We start from the raw sequence: 16,868 nt of genomic DNA, 5'->3' as shown, positions 1-16,868 counted from the left end.
GACCTGATCATTTATGCTCAACTTGATACGAAAAACGGGCCCCCTTTCTAAAAGAGGAGCCCGCTTTTCGTAAACATGCAGTTGGTTTATTCGCTTTTTAGGCAGATGCAGTAACCTGCTTTTCTTTACGCCCTTTGTAAATGGAATAAGCGAAGACTGCTGCCAGAAGAGCGAGACCGGCAATGTCCGTGGTCAATCCAGGAATAACAGCCAGAATGCCGCCGGCTGCTGCCAGGATGCGCTCCAACGGATTCAATTTGGACATCCAGAAACCGATAATTCCGGCACCGACACCAATCATGCCGAGTACAGAAGTAATCATTACCCAGAGCGATTCCATAAAGGTGGTATCAATCAACAGCAATTGCGGTGAGACGACGAAAATGTACGGAGCCATAAAGGCGGCGATCGCCAGCTTGGTCGATTGTACCCCGGTCTGCATCGGCTTTGATTTGGCTAAGCCGGCGGCGGCGAAGGCCGCTAAGGCGACAGGCGGCGTAATGTCCGCAACGATACCGAAGTAGAACGTAAACATGTGAGCGGCGAGATCGGGAACACCCATCTGGATCAAGGCAGGTGCTGCGATCGTCGACGTAATGATGTAGTTGGCTGTCGTTGGCGTACCCATACCAAGAATCAGCGAAGCGATCATCGTGAAGAACAGGGTCAGGAAGAGAATGCCGCCTGCCATATCAATCAGACCGTTTGCCAGTTTGAGACCGATACCGGTAAGGGTGACTGTACCTACGATGATTCCCGCACAAGCGGTAGCGGCAACTACCCCCAACGCCGTCCGGGCGCCGGAAGCGAAGGCTTCCAGAATATCGGAAATAGACATGCGTGTCTCTTTGCGGAAGGCGCCTACGACAACCGTAGAAGCAATCCCGATAATGGCGGACATCTCAGGTGAAACACCGCTCATCAAGGTAAAGATGATCACAAAAATCGGCAAAAGCAGGTAAATCCGTTTCAATACTTCTTTTTTATCGGGCAATTCCTCTTTTTTCAGCCCGCGCAAGCCGAGGCGTTTTGCTTCCAGGTGGGTCATGATCCAAACTCCGGTGAAGTAGAGAATGGCTGGAAGTGCAGCTGCTTTGGCAATTTCGAAGTAAGGCTTGTTCAAAAACTCGGACATCAGAAAGGCTGCCGCCCCCATGATTGGCGGCATGATCTGTCCGCCAGTAGATGAAGCGGCTTCGACGGCACCGGCGAATTCACTGCGGTAGCCGAGGCGTTTCATCATGGGAATCGTAAAGGACCCCGAAGTTACTACGTTTGCGACCGAGCTGCCGCTGATCGTTCCTTGCAGAGCGCTGGAGAAGACCGCCACTTTTGCCGGTCCGCCAATGCGGCGCCCAGCGACGACGAGGGCGAGATCGTTGAAGTATTGCCCTACGCCAGTCTTTTCAAGAAAAGCCCCAAACAGGATGAACAGAAAAATGAACGTAGATGATACGCCAAGCGGTGTGCCCAGAATCCCTTCCAGCGTAAAGAACGAGTGGCCGATGATCCGGTCGACATCGTTTCCGCGGTGTTCAAGGAAACCGGGCATATACGGACCGAAGTATGTGTACAGCAAAAACAGAGAGGCGATGATGGCGATCGGAAGTCCGACAACGCGGCGAGCAGCTTCCAGTACGAGTACGATGGCGATACCGCCGATTACCAGATCGAGCGTGGTAAAGTTCCCCGTACGTACGACCAGTCCCTCGTAATCGTATACCCAATAGAGAGGGAGGACAAAGGCGATGACTGCCAGCAGTATTCCGAAAATGCCAATCTTATGGTTATTTCTTTTCGTGCTGAGCGGATACAACAAGAAGATCAAACCCAGACCGAAGGCCAAGTGAATCGGACGGTGGATTTGCGGGGGCAGGGCATAAAAGATCGTACTGACTAGCTGATAAACCGTAAACAAAACCAACAGACAAAAGGTAATCCATTTCATCGGGCCGATGTAATTCCGTACGGCCGATTCCTTGTCGTACTGAGCAATTAGCTGGTCCATCTCTTGCTGACTCATATTTTGTGTGCTCAATCTAGTACCCTCCAATCTCATTCAAAATGGAACGCTTCTCCACCTGAATGGTAACGGCCGCTCCCGGCCTGTCGACGCTTGCGAGCGGTATTTCCCTTCCAGCGAAAAGCAGTGTATGATTAGCCCTCACCTGACCGATGAACAGGTGCAAGGCAGGGAAGGCGCGATTCATATTGACAACGCGAAACTGGCCGTCTTGGCTGATCAGCTTTTCTCCGGGAGCAAGTTCGCTTTCCATGCCAATGCCGTAATCCTGAAAAGACATTTCGGATAAAAGGATGTGCCCGTCTCGGATGAGGTAGGTCTCTACCACGGGCGTGCGGTGAATGGAATGAGTCCAACGTATGGAAAATGTGCCATTTTCTTCGATGCGGCCGCTCCAGATCGGCCGGTTTGTCTCCGTGTCGCGGATGACCAGAGACGGGAAGAAGGGGATGACAACCAGTGAAAGCACAGCGATGAGACACAGTAAGGAGAAAAGGCGGAACGACGTCCGCCCTTTCCCGGTTCCTACTTGTTTTTGCAGAAACATAGGGTAATTACTTTACGCCTTTTTCTTCAAAGAACTTCTTCGCGCCAGGGTGTACAGGCAAGCTCACGCCGGCAAGTCCTTCTTCAATGGTGATTTCTTTTGCCTTGGCATGGCCGAGCTTGTCAGTGTTTTCGAAGATCGCTTTGGTCGCTTTGTACACCAGATCTTCGCTCAGGTCAGCGCGAATGACGAGCATGGCTTTGACAGAAACAGTGTTGATCTCTTCCGGAACCGTTTGATACGTGTTGGCCGGAATTGTTGTTTTTACATAGAACGGATATTTTGCGATCAGCGCATCGATCTTGTCTGCGTCAATCGGGATGATTTTTACGCCCTTGGTCGCAGCCAATTCGGTAATCGCAGCGGTTGGAGTTCCAGCAGTTTGGAATGCCGCATCCAGTTTGCCGTCCTGGATTGCTTTCGCAGAATCAGCGAAGGAGAGGCGCTGCAGTTGCAGATCGTCAAACTTCAGGTCATATGCTTCCAAAATTTGCTGTGCGTTCATCTCGGTACCGCTTCCAGGTGCGCCTACAGATACGCGTTTGCCTTTCAGGTCAGCTACACTTGCGATGTTGCTGTCGCTGGAAACAACAATTTGGATCGTCTCGTTATAGAGAGCGCCCATCGCCTGGAATGCATCGATTTTGCCATCTTGCTGGAACATATTTTCGCCTTTGCTGGCGTAATCGGCGATGTCACTTTGCGTGAAAGCGATATCAGCTTTCTTGTCGCGAATGAGGCGGATGTTTTCAGCCGAAGCTCCAGTTGCTTGCGCCGTAGCGGTTACGCCGGCATTTTTGCCGATCAGGTCAGCCATACCGCCGCCCAGAGGATAGTAAGTTCCGCCGGTACCGCCGGTTGCGATGATCAACTGGGAAGGATCGTTGCTTCCGCCACCGCTTCCGCCGGTGCTTCCACCATTGCCGCCTTGGGCGTTGTTTCCGCCACCGCCGCCACAGGCTGTGACCAAAGACATGGTCAGAAGCAGTGTCAGAGAAAGAAGGAGACTGCGTTTTTTCATGAAAATTCCCCCTTATTTAAAATATCTGTTCATTTCCTATAGTACCTCTTTTTCGCAAGAATACAATATTTATGCGAAGACAAAGGTACTACCATCAAGCAGTGTAAGCGCATACCTATAAAAAACTACAAAAAACTATACGAAAATATAGTAAAATAAATGTCGAAACCATTCGACAAAAGAAAGCGAACGATTATGAGAGAAAGCGTATACATTTTGCTGCTGATGCTGATAGCCGTCCCTATTGCCGGAGAACTGAAGTTTCACCCGTTTCAGGATGACTTTCGGATCAGCTTTGGAACGACGGCCTTTTTCTTTTTTTTGCTATGGTTGAGGAAAATCCCTTCCTATATAAGTGGGCCGCTTACGGGATGCATGGTCATCCTGTTTCGGCTGGGACTCGATTGGATCGCCGATGAGCCTTTTGACTTGCTCGCATCGTTCCAGATGCATCTTCCTGCTTTTTTCTTTTACGTCACTTTTTCGGTTATTTTTGCGCTGTTTCGCGTCAATCAGCTTCATCATGTTCCGTTAGCAGTCGGTTTGCTCGCTACTGTTGCCGAAATCGCCGCCAATTTGGTCGAGCTGGCTTTCCGCTCTCCGCAGTGGGATGCCGTTTTTCAGTGGGAAGTGATCAGCTCTGTCGCCGTAATCGCTCTGATCCGCAGCTTTTTCGTGCTGAGCTTCTTCAATATGATTCAGCTTCGGCAGGCCAAGTGGATGGAGGAGCAGCAGCGCACTCGAAATGAGCACATGCTCATGCTCGTTTCCAGCCTGTACGAGGAGTCCATTCATCTCAAAAAGACGCTCCAGGATGTGGAGGAGATCACCAGAGACTGCTATGAGCTCTATCGGGGACTAAAGGAAACGGACGGACAGGGAAAGGGCTACGCCAAGCAGGCGCTCCGGATTGCCGGACAGGTGCACGAAGTGAAAAAGGACAACCAGCGGATCTATGCAGGCCTCTCCAAGCTCATCTCGGACGAAAACGACCGGGATTACATGCCTCTGGGCGAACTGCTGAAAGTGATTGTGCGGGCAAACGAAAAGTACGCCAGGCTGCTCGGAAAGGATATCAGGCTGACCTATCGGGTGGATGTTCCTTTCCTCGCCTGCCATATATTTACGACATTGTCCCTTTTAAACAATCTGGCAGCAAACGCAGTGGAAGCGATCCGCGAGCGCGGTGCGATCGCCATCACTGTGACGCTGGAAGAAGGCCAGTTTCTTCTTTTTACAGTAAAGGATGATGGTCCCGGCATTACTCCGAAGAATCGGGAGCTTCTCTTCGTGCCCGGTTTTACGACCAAATACGACGTGTCAGGAAATCCTTCTACGGGAATCGGCCTTTGCTATGTCAAGGAAGTCGCGGATAACTTGCGGGGACAGGTGGAGCTGTTGGAAGGAACGGACGGGTACACAACGGTTTTTACGATCCGTTTGCCGGTTGCAAATCTGGTCCAGAAAGGTTGATAGCATGCGTTACTTCATCACGGATGACGATCAGGCGGTGCGTTCGATGCTCGCTCACATTATCGAAGATGCCGATCTGGGAATAATAGCGGGAGAAGCAGAAGACGGCTCGCAAATTGACGGAGATTTTTTGCGATTGAAACAGGTCGACATTCTCTTGATCGATCTTCTGATGCCGAACCGCGACGGGATTGAAACGATCCGGCAGCTGATCGGCTTCGAGGGGAGGATCGTCATGATCTCCCAGATCGAGTCGAAGGAAATGATCGCGGAGGCGTATTCGCTTGGAATCGAATACTACATTACAAAGCCGATCAACCGTCTGGAGGTTTTGAGCGTCTTGCAAAAAGTGCAGGAGAGGATCTTGCTGCAGCGTTCCATTGAAGGGATTCAACGCTCGCTCAGCGTGCTCCAGGGCGGTGCGGCAAGAGAGCCGCGAGAACAGCCGTTTACCGAGAAGACAATCCAGACACCTGGCAAGTTTTTGCTGACCGAGCTGGGCATGATCGGAGAGAGCGGAAGCAAGGACCTGCTGGAAATGCTCGATTATCTCCATCGTCAAGAAGGTATGCAAACAGGCGTTTACAAATTCCCTGCATTAAAAGAAATCTTTTTGGCTGTCGCGCAAAAAAAGCTGGGCGATCAGGCGAGCGGCTATGAACTGCAAAAGGAAGTAAAAGCGGCGGAGCAACGGGTACGCCGGGCGATTTACCAGGCGCTTTCCCATCTGGCCTCACTTGGACTGACTGACTACGCGAATCCGAAATTCGAGACCTACGCCTCCACTTTTTTTGATTTTACCGAAGTGCGCAAGCGGATGAGGGAGCTGGAAAACCAGATCGAGCCCGGCCCGTCGTCGACGAAAATCAACACAAAAAAGTTTATGCTGGTGCTTTATCTGGAAGCAAAGCGCTTGATGGGATAACAATAAAGAACGAGGCGGCGTAAGCGTCCAATCTTTTTGATCATGCCGGTATTTATGGTAAGATAGCACTATTAATAGAAAGAGAGCCTGCGCATGCCGATCAGGCAGCAAAGGCATGTGACACGGCGGAATCGCGCTGTCGGTTAGGAGGGAATTGCGTGAGGGAGCTACGACATCCGTGGCAATTGCTGTATCGGATGTATCGCCATGTGCAGCCGGTTTTGGAGCGGGAGTTTGACGCTTGGTATGGACGGGCCCAAAGAATTGAGGACCCGGAATTGCGCAAACAGGCGATGGCTAGCATGGAAAGCAAGAAGTTTCACTGTCAGGGAGGATGTGTTTACGCGGCACAGGTAGTACCTCACATCGAAGTGATTGTACCGCTAATCGTGGCCTACCAGACGATCAGCGACTATCTGGACAACCTGTGCGACCGGAGTACGTCGCTGGATCCCGTTGACTTCCGGCAGCTTCACGTATCCATGCAGGATGCGCTGACGCCGGGAGCGCCGCTGCAGGACTATTATCGATACCGGGACGAAAAGGACGATAGCGGTTTTCTCGCGGAGCTGGTTTTGGCTTGTCAGCGGTATACGGCACAACTGTCCGGCTATGAGAAAATCAAGCCGCATGTTCTGAGATTGTCTCGTCTATACAGCGATTTGCAAGTGTACAAGCATATTGCTCACGATCAGCGGGAAGCGCGGCTGCTCGCCTGGTGGGATGAGCACAAGGAAGAGAATTCCGAGCTGTACTGGCAGGAATTCGCTGCGGTAACGGGATCGACGATCAACATCTTTGCGCTGTTCTGCTTGGCGACGGACGAGGATGTCCCGGATGAGCAAATTCTTGCGATAAACGGGGCGTACTTTCCCTGGATCAGCGGCTTACATATTTTGCTTGATTACTTGATTGATATGGAAGAGGATCGGCTCGGCGGAGATTTGAATTTTGTCAGCTACTACACTTCCGAGCGGGAAGCTACCGAGCGGCTGCGGCATTTTATCAAGCAAGCAAAGGCAAGCGTAGACCGCTTGCCCAATCCGGATTTTCACCGTATGATCGTAGACGGACTGGTCGCCTTTTACCTGGTTGATCGCAAGGTAAACCGGAACCAGCCGCGCATATACACCATTGCCAGAGAACTGTTGAAACAGGCCAGGGGGTTGCCTTCAGTATTGTTCTACGTGAATAGTCTGCTCGTCAGGCGGTAGGGTCTCGGTTTTAACGCAAGTGCTTCCGCTTGTACGAAAAGCCATACCCCATCAGGGCGCAGGCACCGAGGATTCCTCCGATGACACCCAGCGGGCTGCGTTCACCGATAGCGACACCAACCCCGATGAAGCAGGCTGCTACGCCCAGAGCCAGCGTTAAGGTAACCCATTGATATCGATTCATCGGTCGTAACCTCCTATCTGTCAATGTTCCCATTATACCTTATTTTCCTTGAAAATGATTGAATTCCGTTAGCATGGAAGAAAGCAGCAAATCTTTACGTGAAGTGGTGGAGACTCGGATGGACAGCTTCTTACAAATAAAAAAAGGAAAGCAATTGTTCGAAGGCAGTGTCATCTATGAAGAAGGTGATTTGATCGAAGCCGTCTTCCCTGAGATTACAGAGGTAGTGGTGGGCGATCAGCTGCCATGTTTAATGACCGATAATTACGAGACAATCAGTAATTTTGAGGCGGTCGTTGTGGCGAAAGAGAAAAATCGCCTGTTTCTTTTCCATTCCCCGACTGTGATCGAATTTCGCGAACAAAGGCGTCGGTATCCCAGGTTCGACGTCGATATGAGTGGATGGATCAGGTATAAAGCGGACCCCGGACAGCATAGATTTTCTCTCCATACACAGAGGGTGGCCTTGATCAACCTGAGTCTGGGGGGACTGGCCCTGCGTGTGGACCGGCCAATCCCGCGCGAACAAACGATCACCTTTTCCACAGAACTGTACGGCCGCCATCGGGAAGACGGCGTGGTCCTGGCCGAGCTGCAGGTGATACACGAGAGAATGGAAGGGGGCTTTTACTTTTACGGCTGTAAAATCGTCCGTATTCAAGCGCGTTACTTCCATGCTCTGCGCAAGTATATCCTGCAGAGACAACTGGAAGAGCGACGCCATTTCTTTCCAGAATAAAATAAGCAGACGTCTGAATTGGTTCCTGGTGGACCAATTTTTTTGATTGTAACTCTTTCTCAACCCCAGCCTTGCAGGCTTTCGCTTTGTACCGATTTTCTTTTCCAAATGACTTTCTGCAGGAGGATGCCAGCTGCGCCGATGCCTCCGATGAGTATACCCGTCCACTGAAAGCTCAGGCTTACCCCCCATGTTTGAATGACGGCCCCGCCGAGCAGCGGCGCGATGATAAAAATAGAGCTGCTAAGTGAATCGAGAATGCCGGTGACACGGCCGATCGTTTCCTTTGGCGTCTCTTTCTGCCGAAGGTAATTGGAGCCGACGGAGGCAAGACCTGTTCCAATCCCTCCGAGGAAAGCCGCGAGCAAGAGCCACGAGACCCCGCTTCTCGGCTGGTACAAGCCGGCCCACGTTACCATGACGCCGATCAAAAGCACGCCTCCGCCGAGGACCCAGCCGTACGAAACAATCTCTTTTAAGCGGGAAAGCCACATCACGGCAAGCAAAGCTCCTACTCCAATCGCACTGATCATATAGCCCAAAAGCTCGGGCTGACCCGGTGCCTTTTCACGCAGGATGACGACAAACTGCGCGTCAACGAGCTGGATGGCCGTGAGCGAAACGAGAAAAAAGAGCGTACTAAAAAATAGCGTACGGTTGTGCAAAAGAATGCGCCAGCCCTCCAGCCAGGTCGCGATCCAGCTTGTATGTTCCGGGGTCTCTGCGGTGTTGGTTTCCCCCTGCGCAGACTCGCGTATGCTCCCGATCCCAAGCAAGCAGGCAGCAGAGCCCAAAAAGCTGAGCGCGTTGATCAGAAGGCAGACAGCAGGCGAGACAAAGGCGGCAGCGATCCCGCCCAAAAGCGGACCGATCAGCTTTCCCGACTGAAACACGCTCCCGTTCAGCGAAGCCGCCTGGAGCAGCTGGTCTTCAGAAACGACATGACGGGTAAGCGCCTGATGGGCTGGAGCATAAAAGATTTCAGCCGTCGAGCGGATCAGCACGATGCCGAGCAGCCACCAGGGGTTGGGCGCGAGGATCAACAGAAGAGTCAAACCAAATCGAATCAAGTCCGTGATGATCATCACCTTCAGCTTGCCGAAACGATCTGCGGCAATCCCGGCGAACTGGCTCAAAAAAACGCTGGGCAGCGCGTACGCCAGAGGCAGCAAGGCGAGTGTCATCGGTTCGGCTTTCCAGACGTAGCCGAGCAGCATGGACAGGGCGATGAAATCGAACCAATCGCCCAGCGTAGAAAGCCCGTAAGCGGCAAACATTTTGGCAAATACGCGGTTTTTCAAAAGCATCATGAACAATTCCCCCTTTTCCTTGACGTTAGTATAAGGGGGAATTGTCAGAGCAATATCAGAGATGGCGGGCAAAGACATCGACTAATTGACGCCGCAGAAGTGGAAATTGGTACTCTTCGCTTACCCGGGCCCACTCTTTTTTGTACTTCTGCTGCCAGACGCTGTCGACTGGGAAGGCTTGAAAGAAGCGGTCAATTTTGCGGACAGCAAAAAGGTAGTGGGGAATAAAGCGGGTCCGCTGCAAAATCTCGATGCCTTTATCCAAAGACAGCCGCCCCTGTTCAGGAAGACCCTGCAGATATTGCCACATGCCTTCTAAAATGACCAGCATTCCCTGCTCGCGCTGCATCGGTTTTGCAGCGAGCAAAGCGTTTGCTTGCGTAAAGGCTTCCTCTGCCCCGGCTACATCCTGCCGATCCAGCAGATAGCAGATGTGCTGAAACAGAAAGGTCAACGTATAGCTAGGCGACTGAATTCTGGCGACAATCTTCTCAACCTTTTGAATCTGGTCGGCAGCTTGCTGCCATTGCTTGGCCTCAACGAGGAGCGAAATCATGTTGATCTGAAGCTCTTCTTCCCACAAGCCTGGCAACTGCTGCTTGCCGTCAACGATCCGCTTGTAGAGGTCCAATACTTTTGCGGAGTCTTCCTCTGCAATGAAGTAGAGATGGGCCAAATAGAACAGCTTCTCGTTGAAGGGGAGGTCCGATGTGGTCAAAAACCACCGGAAATCCCCTGAGACAAAACGCAAATAAACAGCGTAGAACGGGTCCAGCTCAAACCCGAGCACGTCCTTGTTTGCCGACAGCGTTTGCATCGCAGCCCCCATCCCGAGACCGTGATACATCTCCAGCATGTGCCTGACATGTCCCGCGAATTCAGGATTGTTCTCGAGCAGATTTTGCCCTTTCGGCTCTTTCCAGGTGAGCCGGTAGCCCATCCCCCGCACCGTCTCGATGGTCAACAGATGCCGCCACCCATGCAGTTTTTTGCGCAGACGATAAACGTGATCATCCACTGTCCGGTCCGTCGGCATCTCGTCTTGTCCCCATACCAGATCGAGCAGATCGCTGCGGCGGAAGACCTGATTGCGCCGGGTAAAGAGAAAGCGCAAAAGCGCGTACTCCTTTGGCAAAAGGGCAATTCTCTCGCTATTTAGGCACACTTCATAAGCTTCATCGTAAAAATGGAGCGTCTCCACTTCAGAATCCCTCGTCAATTCCGTATTTTTTCATTTTGTTGTACAGCGTTCCCCGGGAAAATCCCAAAAGAACCGCGGCCGCTTTTTTGTTCCCGTAGGTTCGTTCCAATGCAGCCAGAATCCGCTCCTTTTCACTCCCGCCATGCTCGAAGCCGGGGCGCGATGCAGCATACGACGCAGAAGCGATGGGATGATTGTCTGCGGAAGAGAACCTCGGCTGCGGAATGACAGGCTGTTCGAGCTGCTGCATCCTGATCGAGGAGGGGAGCTGATCGTATAGGATCAAACCGTTTTCTTGCAGGATGGACAGCCGCTCGATCACATTGCGCAGCTGCCGGATATTTCCCGGCCAGTTGTAGTCGTACAAGGCTTGCATCACTTCGGGGGAGACCCGTGGCACCGGATGTTCGTGAGCAATTGCATACTCGTGCAGAAAGATCTGCACCAGCTCGGGAATGTCCTCGCGCCGCTCGCGCAGGGATGGGATTTCCAGTGTAAAGACGTTTAACCGGTAGTAAAGGTCTTCGCGGAAAAGCCCGTCTGCGACCATTTTTTCCAGCTTCCGGTTGGTAGCGGCGACGATACGGGTATTGACCGTGATCGGTTCCGTACCGCCGACGCGATAAAATTGACGCTCCTGCAGGGCGCGCAGCAGCTTCACCTGAAGCTCGAGCGGCAACTCTCCAATTTCGTCGAGGAACAGCGTCCCTCCATGGGCCAGCTCCAGCTTCCCGGGCTTTCCTTTCTTTTCCGCGCCTGTAAAAGCGCCGCCCTGATAGCCGAACAGCTCGCTTTCGAACAGCGCTGCAGGGATCGCGCCGCAGTTGATCGCAATAAACGGTTTGTCTCTTCTGCGGCTGGCCTGGTGAATCGCCTGGGCGAACAGTTCTTTCCCTACACCGCTTTCGCCGTTTATCAGGACCGTTGCATCCGTCTGCGCCACTTTGCGGGCAGCCTGTATCGCAGTCTGGATAGAGGCGGAGTGACCTTTGATCGGAAAAAACGGATCGTCGGCAGGATGAAAACGGCTCATCTCCTGCTGCAGGTTGTGCAGGTGGGCAGTCGTATGGGCCAGCTCCTCATTTAAGCGGACCAGTTCGGTAATGTCCTGCTCGATCGAAATGGCGCCGATGATTTCGTTTTCCCGGCGGATGGGAGCGGCATTGATCAGCACATGGCGGTCTGGCCTCGGAACGTGGTAGAGGCGATAGACGGTCTCCCCTTGCTGCAGGGCATCCAGCAGACGGATCGATTCGCTGGCAAAATGCACGTCCAGACGGGTGCCGACCACCTGGCTCCGGTCGATATCATAAATTTTTTCGGCGGCGGGGTTCCAATACTGGACGATGTTATCGGTATCCACGATCGTGATCGCTTCACTCATCGTATCGAGCAAGGTTTTGAGCAGGATCGCCTGATTGCCGGCGATGGAGACGAAGGCTCCAAGCAAGCGCCTGGCTTCCACAAATCCGCTCACATGGCCCTCGCTGTTGAGGATGACAATGTCGGGCGCAAAGGCGCTGTCGTCGGCTTCAGCCAACAGTCTTTTTCCGGCATCAGCCATAGACATCGCTTCCGGCAAGAGGAGCACGGCCGACTCCTGATCGTTTATCCGCAGCAACCCTACACCCGGCGTGATTCCCTCGCGTATACTGACCAGAGCAGGGTCGATGGGCTTTGCCAGGCTGGAAATAGGGGCATCCAATGAAAACAGCGGTTTCAAATCCTCACTTCCAATCCACACTAAGAGATAGGAAAACGGTTTCAATTTTCTCATGTACGTCTATGTCGGATCTTGTCTAAGCAAAAGTGTACAACAATAAACACATTCTGTACATATGTGTAAAAATGGTGAACAACCAGGAAAGAAATTGTTGTTTTTTTCGAATTTGTGGTGTTGGCACGGTTTATGCTAATAAAATCTCGCAGATGTATTGTTGAGGAGGAGACAGATTTACGATGGAACAACTTATGAAGGACTTTTTCCTGTTCCTTTCCAAGAACAAAGCGTTGAATGCTGCTGCGAAAAAATGGGGGTTGCGGTTCGGAGCCAACCGTTTTGTTTCGGGTGAAACGATTGACGAGGCGATCAAGAAGGTCCGCGAATTGAATCAGAAAGGGCTTGTCTGCACGCTGGACCATTTGGGCGAGTTCGTATTCAGCACGGAAGAGGCAAATGAGTCGGCTGACTACTGCATCAAAACATTGGAAGCGATTCACAAGTCCGGTGTCGATTGCAACCTTTCTCTGAAAATGACGAGTCTCGGTCTGGATATCAGCCGCGAGCTGTGCATGACCAACATGCGCCGCATTCTCGATTATGCCAAGAACCACGGAAATATTTTTGTCCGGATCGATATGGAGGACTATGCCCATAAAAATATTACCCTGGAAATCCTGCACGAGCTTTTGCAGGATTACGACAACGTCGGAACTGTCATTCAGGCGTACCTGTACGATTCCGCTGCTGACATCGAGGGTGTAAAAGAGAAAAAGGTCAACCTGCGTCTCGTAAAAGGGGCGTACAAGGAATCGCCTGAGGTGGCGTTCCCGAACAAAGCCGATGTGGATGAGAACTACAAAAAAATCATCAAGCAGCACCTGCTGAATGGCTGCTATGCTGCTGTAGCCACTCACGATGACGCGATCATCGACTACGTGAAAAAGCTGGAAAAGGAATACAACATTCCGCGCACGCAATTTGAATTCCAGATGCTGTACGGCATCCGTGTGCAATCGCAGATCGATCTGGCGCGCGAAGGCTACAAGATGCGTGTATACGTGCCATACGGCAGCGACTGGTACGGCTATTTCATGCGCCGTCTGGCAGAACGCCCGGCTAACGTTGCTTTTGTCTTGAAAGGGATGTTCACGAAGTAATCGGACAGCTATCGTTGCTTTGCAAAAACGCACCCGTCTCCAAAAAAGGGGACAAAGGGTGCGTTTTTTGCCGTTTATGGCTGTTGCTGATAGGCTTCCATCGGCTGATGATACGGAACCTGCTGGTACACCAGCCCGAGTGTCGAGACAGCCTGCGGAGGTGCCATCGTGACGGCGTACCAGCCTTTTTTGACCATGTACTGCCACACTTCAAACGATTGATGGGAACACATCCGGAATGCATCCTCGAGGAAAATGCGCAGCTGCGGAGTCGTCGTCTCAAAGGCTGACCAGGCGTATTCCCGTCCTGCCCGCTTCAACGTCAGCAGATACGAGGTGGCAATCGCGCGGTCATCCAGTTGAGCAAGCTTTACTTGGGGCTGTATCGGCTGATATTGATGGCCGGGAGCAGGTGTGAAGGCTTGTCCTGTAATCGCCGGGACATTCAATTGATCGCGGGAGCCCATCTGCTGTGTGACAAATTCTACCTTCATGTTGTAGTCTTGTACATGAACCGAGTAATGGCGCTGAATCATCGAGCGCAGCTCCGGGTCCTGAGCCTGGTTGATGAACAAGGCCATGCTTTGGATCGAGTTGGTGCAGCTCATCAGCAGTTCGTTTAATTCGGCTGCTTCATGAGAGGCAAGGCGCATGCAAAATCTCTCCTTCTGGCAGTAGTCCGGCAAATGCCTGTCATAGTATGCCCAGTTGCTCCTGTTTCATTTTTCCAATGGATTGAAAAGAGAGGTGTAATCTACCCGTGAGCAGCCAAATCATTCAACTAAAGGCCCCCTATTCGTTTGAGCGGCTTTTAAGGCGGCTTGAGACCCATCCCGACCCGCAAATAAAGGTAGTCTTCGAGCAAAAATCGCTTCAGCGGGTATTTCGTGTAAACAACCGTCCCATTTTGGCCAGCATCCGTTTCACAGGCGAGCTGGACCATCCGAGCCTTTCCTGGGAGACAAGCGCGGCATTGAGTGCCGCCGAGGCAGCGGGGCTGGAGAAACACATCCGGCATATGTTCAGTGCAGATGTGGATCTGGCTCCACTCTACGCGCTTATGCAGGCAGATGCCAAACTGGCTCCGCTCGCAGAACGGTTTCGCGGACTGCGTTTTGTACTGGATGACGACCTGTTTCAATCGATGGTCAAGACGATTATCGGGCAGCAGATCAACCTCGCTTTTGCAGCGACATTGACCGAGAGGCTCTTGGAGCTTGCGGGTGAAAGCGTCCAGGATGCAGAGGGCACTCTCCACTATGCCTTTCCCGCCGCTGACCGGATTGCAGTCATGGAGCCGGAGGCACTGCGTCCCCTGCAGTTTAGCCAGAGAAAAGCGGAATACATCATCGATCTGGCACGAGCGGTCGTGAATGGCCGTGTAGACCTGGAGGGACTGTGGAAAATGGACGAGCAGGAAATTATGGCCACGCTTACCCCGCTTAGGGGGATTGGCAAGTGGACTGTCGAGTGCATGATGATGTTCGGCATGGGGCGGCCCGATCTGCTTCCTGTAGCAGATATCGGACTGAAAAACGGGATGCAGCTTGTTTACCAGTTGGAGGCAAGACCGGATGAAGCTGAAATGAGAAGGATCGGGGAGAGCTGGGCACCCTGGCGCAGCTATGTCTCCTTGTACGTATGGGAAACAGTCGGGGCTCTGAAGCGGAAAGAAGCCTGGTAATCACCAAATCGGTCAGTGAAGCAAAGCTTGCAAGCCGCTTGATCGGATGCAGGCTTTTTTGTTGATATGACAGCGTTTGTCCGTGTGTTGGAAAAAAATATATTTGAAAAAGATCTTAATACGTACTATAATCTGTGTTCAGTTACATTATAAAAAACTTTCGCAAAATTTAAAAACAAGAAAGGCAATTGGAGAGGAAAATATGAAAGAATTATCCAAAAAGGAAACCATATCGATAGGACTCATGCTATTTGCCTTGTTCTTCGGAGCGGGGAATATGATTTTTCCACCGGCATTGGGGCAATCCGCCGGGACAAATGTCTGGATTGCCATGCTCGGTTTTATCATAACCGGAGTGGGGCTGCCGCTGATGGGCGTGGTGGCTGTCAGCCTCGGCGGAGGGAGTCTGTCCGCACTGGCTGGCCGCGTTCATCCGGTATTTGGCGTACTGTTTACGGTTGTCGTCTACTTGGCGATCGGCCCGTTTCTGGCGCTTCCCCGCACAGGGACGGTTACGTTTGAAATGGGGGTATTGCCGTTTTTGCCCGAGTCGGTGAAAGGCAGTTGGGTACCGCTGTTTATCTGCACCGTGGTCTTCTTTGCCCTGACCTACTGGCTTTCCCTGCATCCGTCGAAATTGGTGGATCGCATCGGGAAAATTCTGACACCGGCGCTTCTGCTGATTATTGCGGTCATGTTTTTCCAGGGAGTGACACATCCGATCGGCGATGTGGGAGCACCTGCCGAAGCATATCAATCGACACCGTTTTTCAAAGGCTTTTTGGAAGGGTATTTGACCCTTGATGCGCTGGCTGCAATGGTCTTCGGAATCGTCGTCACGACTGCGATCAAGGAACTTGGCATCACTGACCGCGCGAAATTGTCTCTGTCTACGATCAAAGCCGGCATTATTGCGGCAACCGGCCTGGCCCTGGTTTATCTGGCGCTCGGCTACCTTGGCGCTACCAGCAAGACATTGGGTGCCTCGGACAACGGAGGGCAAATCCTGACTGCTGTCGTCCAATACTTGTTTGGCTCGATGGGATCTTTGCTGCTTGGCCTGGCTGTTACACTCGCCTGCATCACGACATCGGTCGGTCTGGTGACTGCCTGCAGCCGATTTTTCTCGGATCGCTTTCCGGTTGTATCTTACAAAACGATGGTCGCGGTCTTGTGCGTGTTCAGCACAGCCGTAGCCAATGTAGGGTTGACCCAGCTTATTGCCTTGTCCGTACCAGTGCTTGTTGCCATCTATCCGCTGGCAATCGTGCTGATGCTGCTGTCCTTTTTGCACCGGGTATTCAGAGGATATTCTTCGGTTTACATCGGGGCAATCGTCACTACTGCAGCTGTCAGCCTGACGGATGGACTGAAGCAGCTCGGCGTTCCGATGGACGCGATAACTGCGCTGTATAAACACCTGCCGCTTTACGCGGAGGGGATCGGTTGGCTTCTGCCCGCAATCGTCGGAGGAATGCTTGGCTACCTTTGGGGAAGCCTTCGCCAGGGAAGTGCGAAACAGAGAACCATCTACTAGGAAAAAACAAACGGCACACCCTAATCGGGTGTGCCTCAGGCTGTCGAGAAACCCCACAATATGTTGGAGTTTCTTCTTTCATAACAATAAAATTGAGCACGAAGTGCTGGAAGTCTTAGATAGCACCACA

At 52.1% G+C, this 16,868-nt stretch carries 15 protein-coding genes; 7 read left to right on the top strand and 8 right to left on the bottom strand.

All coding sequences use genetic code 11. From position 1 onward, the window contains the following. Positions 1–97 precede the first annotated feature (97 nt). Genes EDM54_RS15700 through EDM54_RS15690 form a run of 3 tightly spaced genes read right to left on the bottom strand, consistent with a single transcriptional unit; the run spans position 98 to position 3,591 of the window. On the bottom strand, positions 98–2,059 hold the full coding sequence (locus EDM54_RS15700; protein WP_031932127.1) for a TRAP transporter permease: 1,962 nt from the start codon (positions 2,057–2,059) through the stop codon (positions 98–100). Then, a complete protein-coding gene (locus EDM54_RS15695; protein WP_003391073.1) occupies positions 2,040–2,570 on the bottom strand; it encodes a DUF1850 domain-containing protein in 531 nt (176 codons plus the stop codon). Before EDM54_RS15695 ends, EDM54_RS15700 begins: the two co-directional genes overlap by 20 nt. Before the next feature lie 7 nt (positions 2,571–2,577). Continuing rightward, positions 2,578–3,591 carry a TAXI family TRAP transporter solute-binding subunit gene (locus tag EDM54_RS15690; protein WP_122958440.1) on the bottom strand — a complete coding sequence of 338 codons (1,014 nt, stop codon included), beginning with the start codon at positions 3,589–3,591 and terminating at the stop codon, positions 2,578–2,580. A 195-nt stretch (positions 3,592–3,786) separates the two neighbouring features. Between EDM54_RS15690 and EDM54_RS15685 the strand changes: the two genes are divergently transcribed. From EDM54_RS15685 to EDM54_RS15675, 3 genes are all read left to right on the top strand, one after another. Further along, positions 3,787–5,064 carry a sensor histidine kinase gene (locus tag EDM54_RS15685; protein WP_003391076.1) on the top strand — a complete coding sequence of 426 codons (1,278 nt, stop codon included), beginning with the start codon at positions 3,787–3,789 and terminating at the stop codon, positions 5,062–5,064. Between the two features lie 4 nt (positions 5,065–5,068). After that, positions 5,069–5,989, top strand: a complete 921-nt coding sequence (locus tag EDM54_RS15680; RefSeq protein ID WP_003391078.1) for a response regulator — start codon at positions 5,069–5,071, stop codon at positions 5,987–5,989. Positions 5,990–6,147: 158 nt separating this feature from the next. Further along, on the top strand, positions 6,148–7,203 hold the full coding sequence (locus EDM54_RS15675; RefSeq protein WP_003391081.1) for a tetraprenyl-beta-curcumene synthase family protein: 1,056 nt from the start codon (positions 6,148–6,150) through the stop codon (positions 7,201–7,203). Between the two features lie 10 nt (positions 7,204–7,213). On the opposite strand, the gene EDM54_RS26515 is transcribed toward EDM54_RS15675, so the two are convergent. Then, positions 7,214–7,387: a YlaF family protein gene (locus EDM54_RS26515; protein ID WP_003391083.1), complete on the bottom strand. Its 174-nt coding sequence runs from the start codon at positions 7,385–7,387 to the stop codon at positions 7,214–7,216. A gap of 118 nt (positions 7,388–7,505) precedes the next feature. Between EDM54_RS26515 and EDM54_RS15670 the strand changes: the two genes are divergently transcribed. Next, entirely contained in the window at positions 7,506–8,126 is a 621-nt protein-coding gene (locus EDM54_RS15670) for a PilZ domain-containing protein (RefSeq protein ID WP_122958439.1), read from the top strand. A gap of 59 nt (positions 8,127–8,185) precedes the next feature. Here EDM54_RS15670 and EDM54_RS15665 read toward each other — a convergent pair whose 3' ends face one another. The 3 genes from EDM54_RS15665 to EDM54_RS15655 are packed head-to-tail and all read right to left on the bottom strand — an operon-like array spanning position 8,186 to position 12,360. Beyond that, positions 8,186–9,436, bottom strand: coding sequence for an MFS transporter (locus tag EDM54_RS15665; protein ID WP_122958438.1), 1,251 nt, complete (start codon positions 9,434–9,436; stop codon positions 8,186–8,188). Positions 9,437–9,491: 55 nt separating this feature from the next. Next, positions 9,492–10,637: a winged helix-turn-helix domain-containing protein gene (locus tag EDM54_RS15660; protein ID WP_024985412.1), complete on the bottom strand. Its 1,146-nt coding sequence runs from the start codon at positions 10,635–10,637 to the stop codon at positions 9,492–9,494. Position 10,638: 1 nt separating this feature from the next. Further along, positions 10,639–12,360, bottom strand: a complete 1,722-nt coding sequence (locus tag EDM54_RS15655) for a sigma-54 interaction domain-containing protein (RefSeq protein WP_039071422.1) — start codon at positions 12,358–12,360, stop codon at positions 10,639–10,641. Positions 12,361–12,596: 236 nt separating this feature from the next. Here EDM54_RS15655 and EDM54_RS15650 point away from each other — a divergent pair, with 236 nt between their 5' ends. After that, positions 12,597–13,517: a proline dehydrogenase family protein gene (locus EDM54_RS15650; protein WP_003391092.1), complete on the top strand. Its 921-nt coding sequence runs from the start codon at positions 12,597–12,599 to the stop codon at positions 13,515–13,517. Between the two features lie 74 nt (positions 13,518–13,591). On the opposite strand, the gene EDM54_RS15645 is transcribed toward EDM54_RS15650, so the two are convergent. Further along, positions 13,592–14,170, bottom strand: a complete 579-nt coding sequence (locus EDM54_RS15645; protein WP_024985414.1) for a spore coat protein — start codon at positions 14,168–14,170, stop codon at positions 13,592–13,594. 107 nt (positions 14,171–14,277) lie between these two features. Between EDM54_RS15645 and EDM54_RS15640 the strand changes: the two genes are divergently transcribed. Further along, positions 14,278–15,201, top strand: coding sequence for a DNA-3-methyladenine glycosylase 2 (locus EDM54_RS15640; protein ID WP_031932130.1), 924 nt, complete (start codon positions 14,278–14,280; stop codon positions 15,199–15,201). 202 nt (positions 15,202–15,403) lie between these two features. After that, the gene (brnQ, locus tag EDM54_RS15635) at positions 15,404–16,738 is read left to right on the top strand and encodes a branched-chain amino acid transport system II carrier protein (protein WP_122958437.1); all 1,335 of its coding nucleotides are present in this window, start codon (positions 15,404–15,406) and stop codon (positions 16,736–16,738) included. Positions 16,739–16,868 lie beyond the last annotated feature (130 nt).

Source organism: Brevibacillus borstelensis (genome assembly GCF_003710865.1).
Classification (GTDB): Bacteria; Bacillota; Bacilli; order Brevibacillales; family Brevibacillaceae; genus Brevibacillus; species Brevibacillus borstelensis.
Note: the sequence above shows the minus strand (reverse complement) of the source record. Positions and strands in the feature narration are given on the sequence as shown.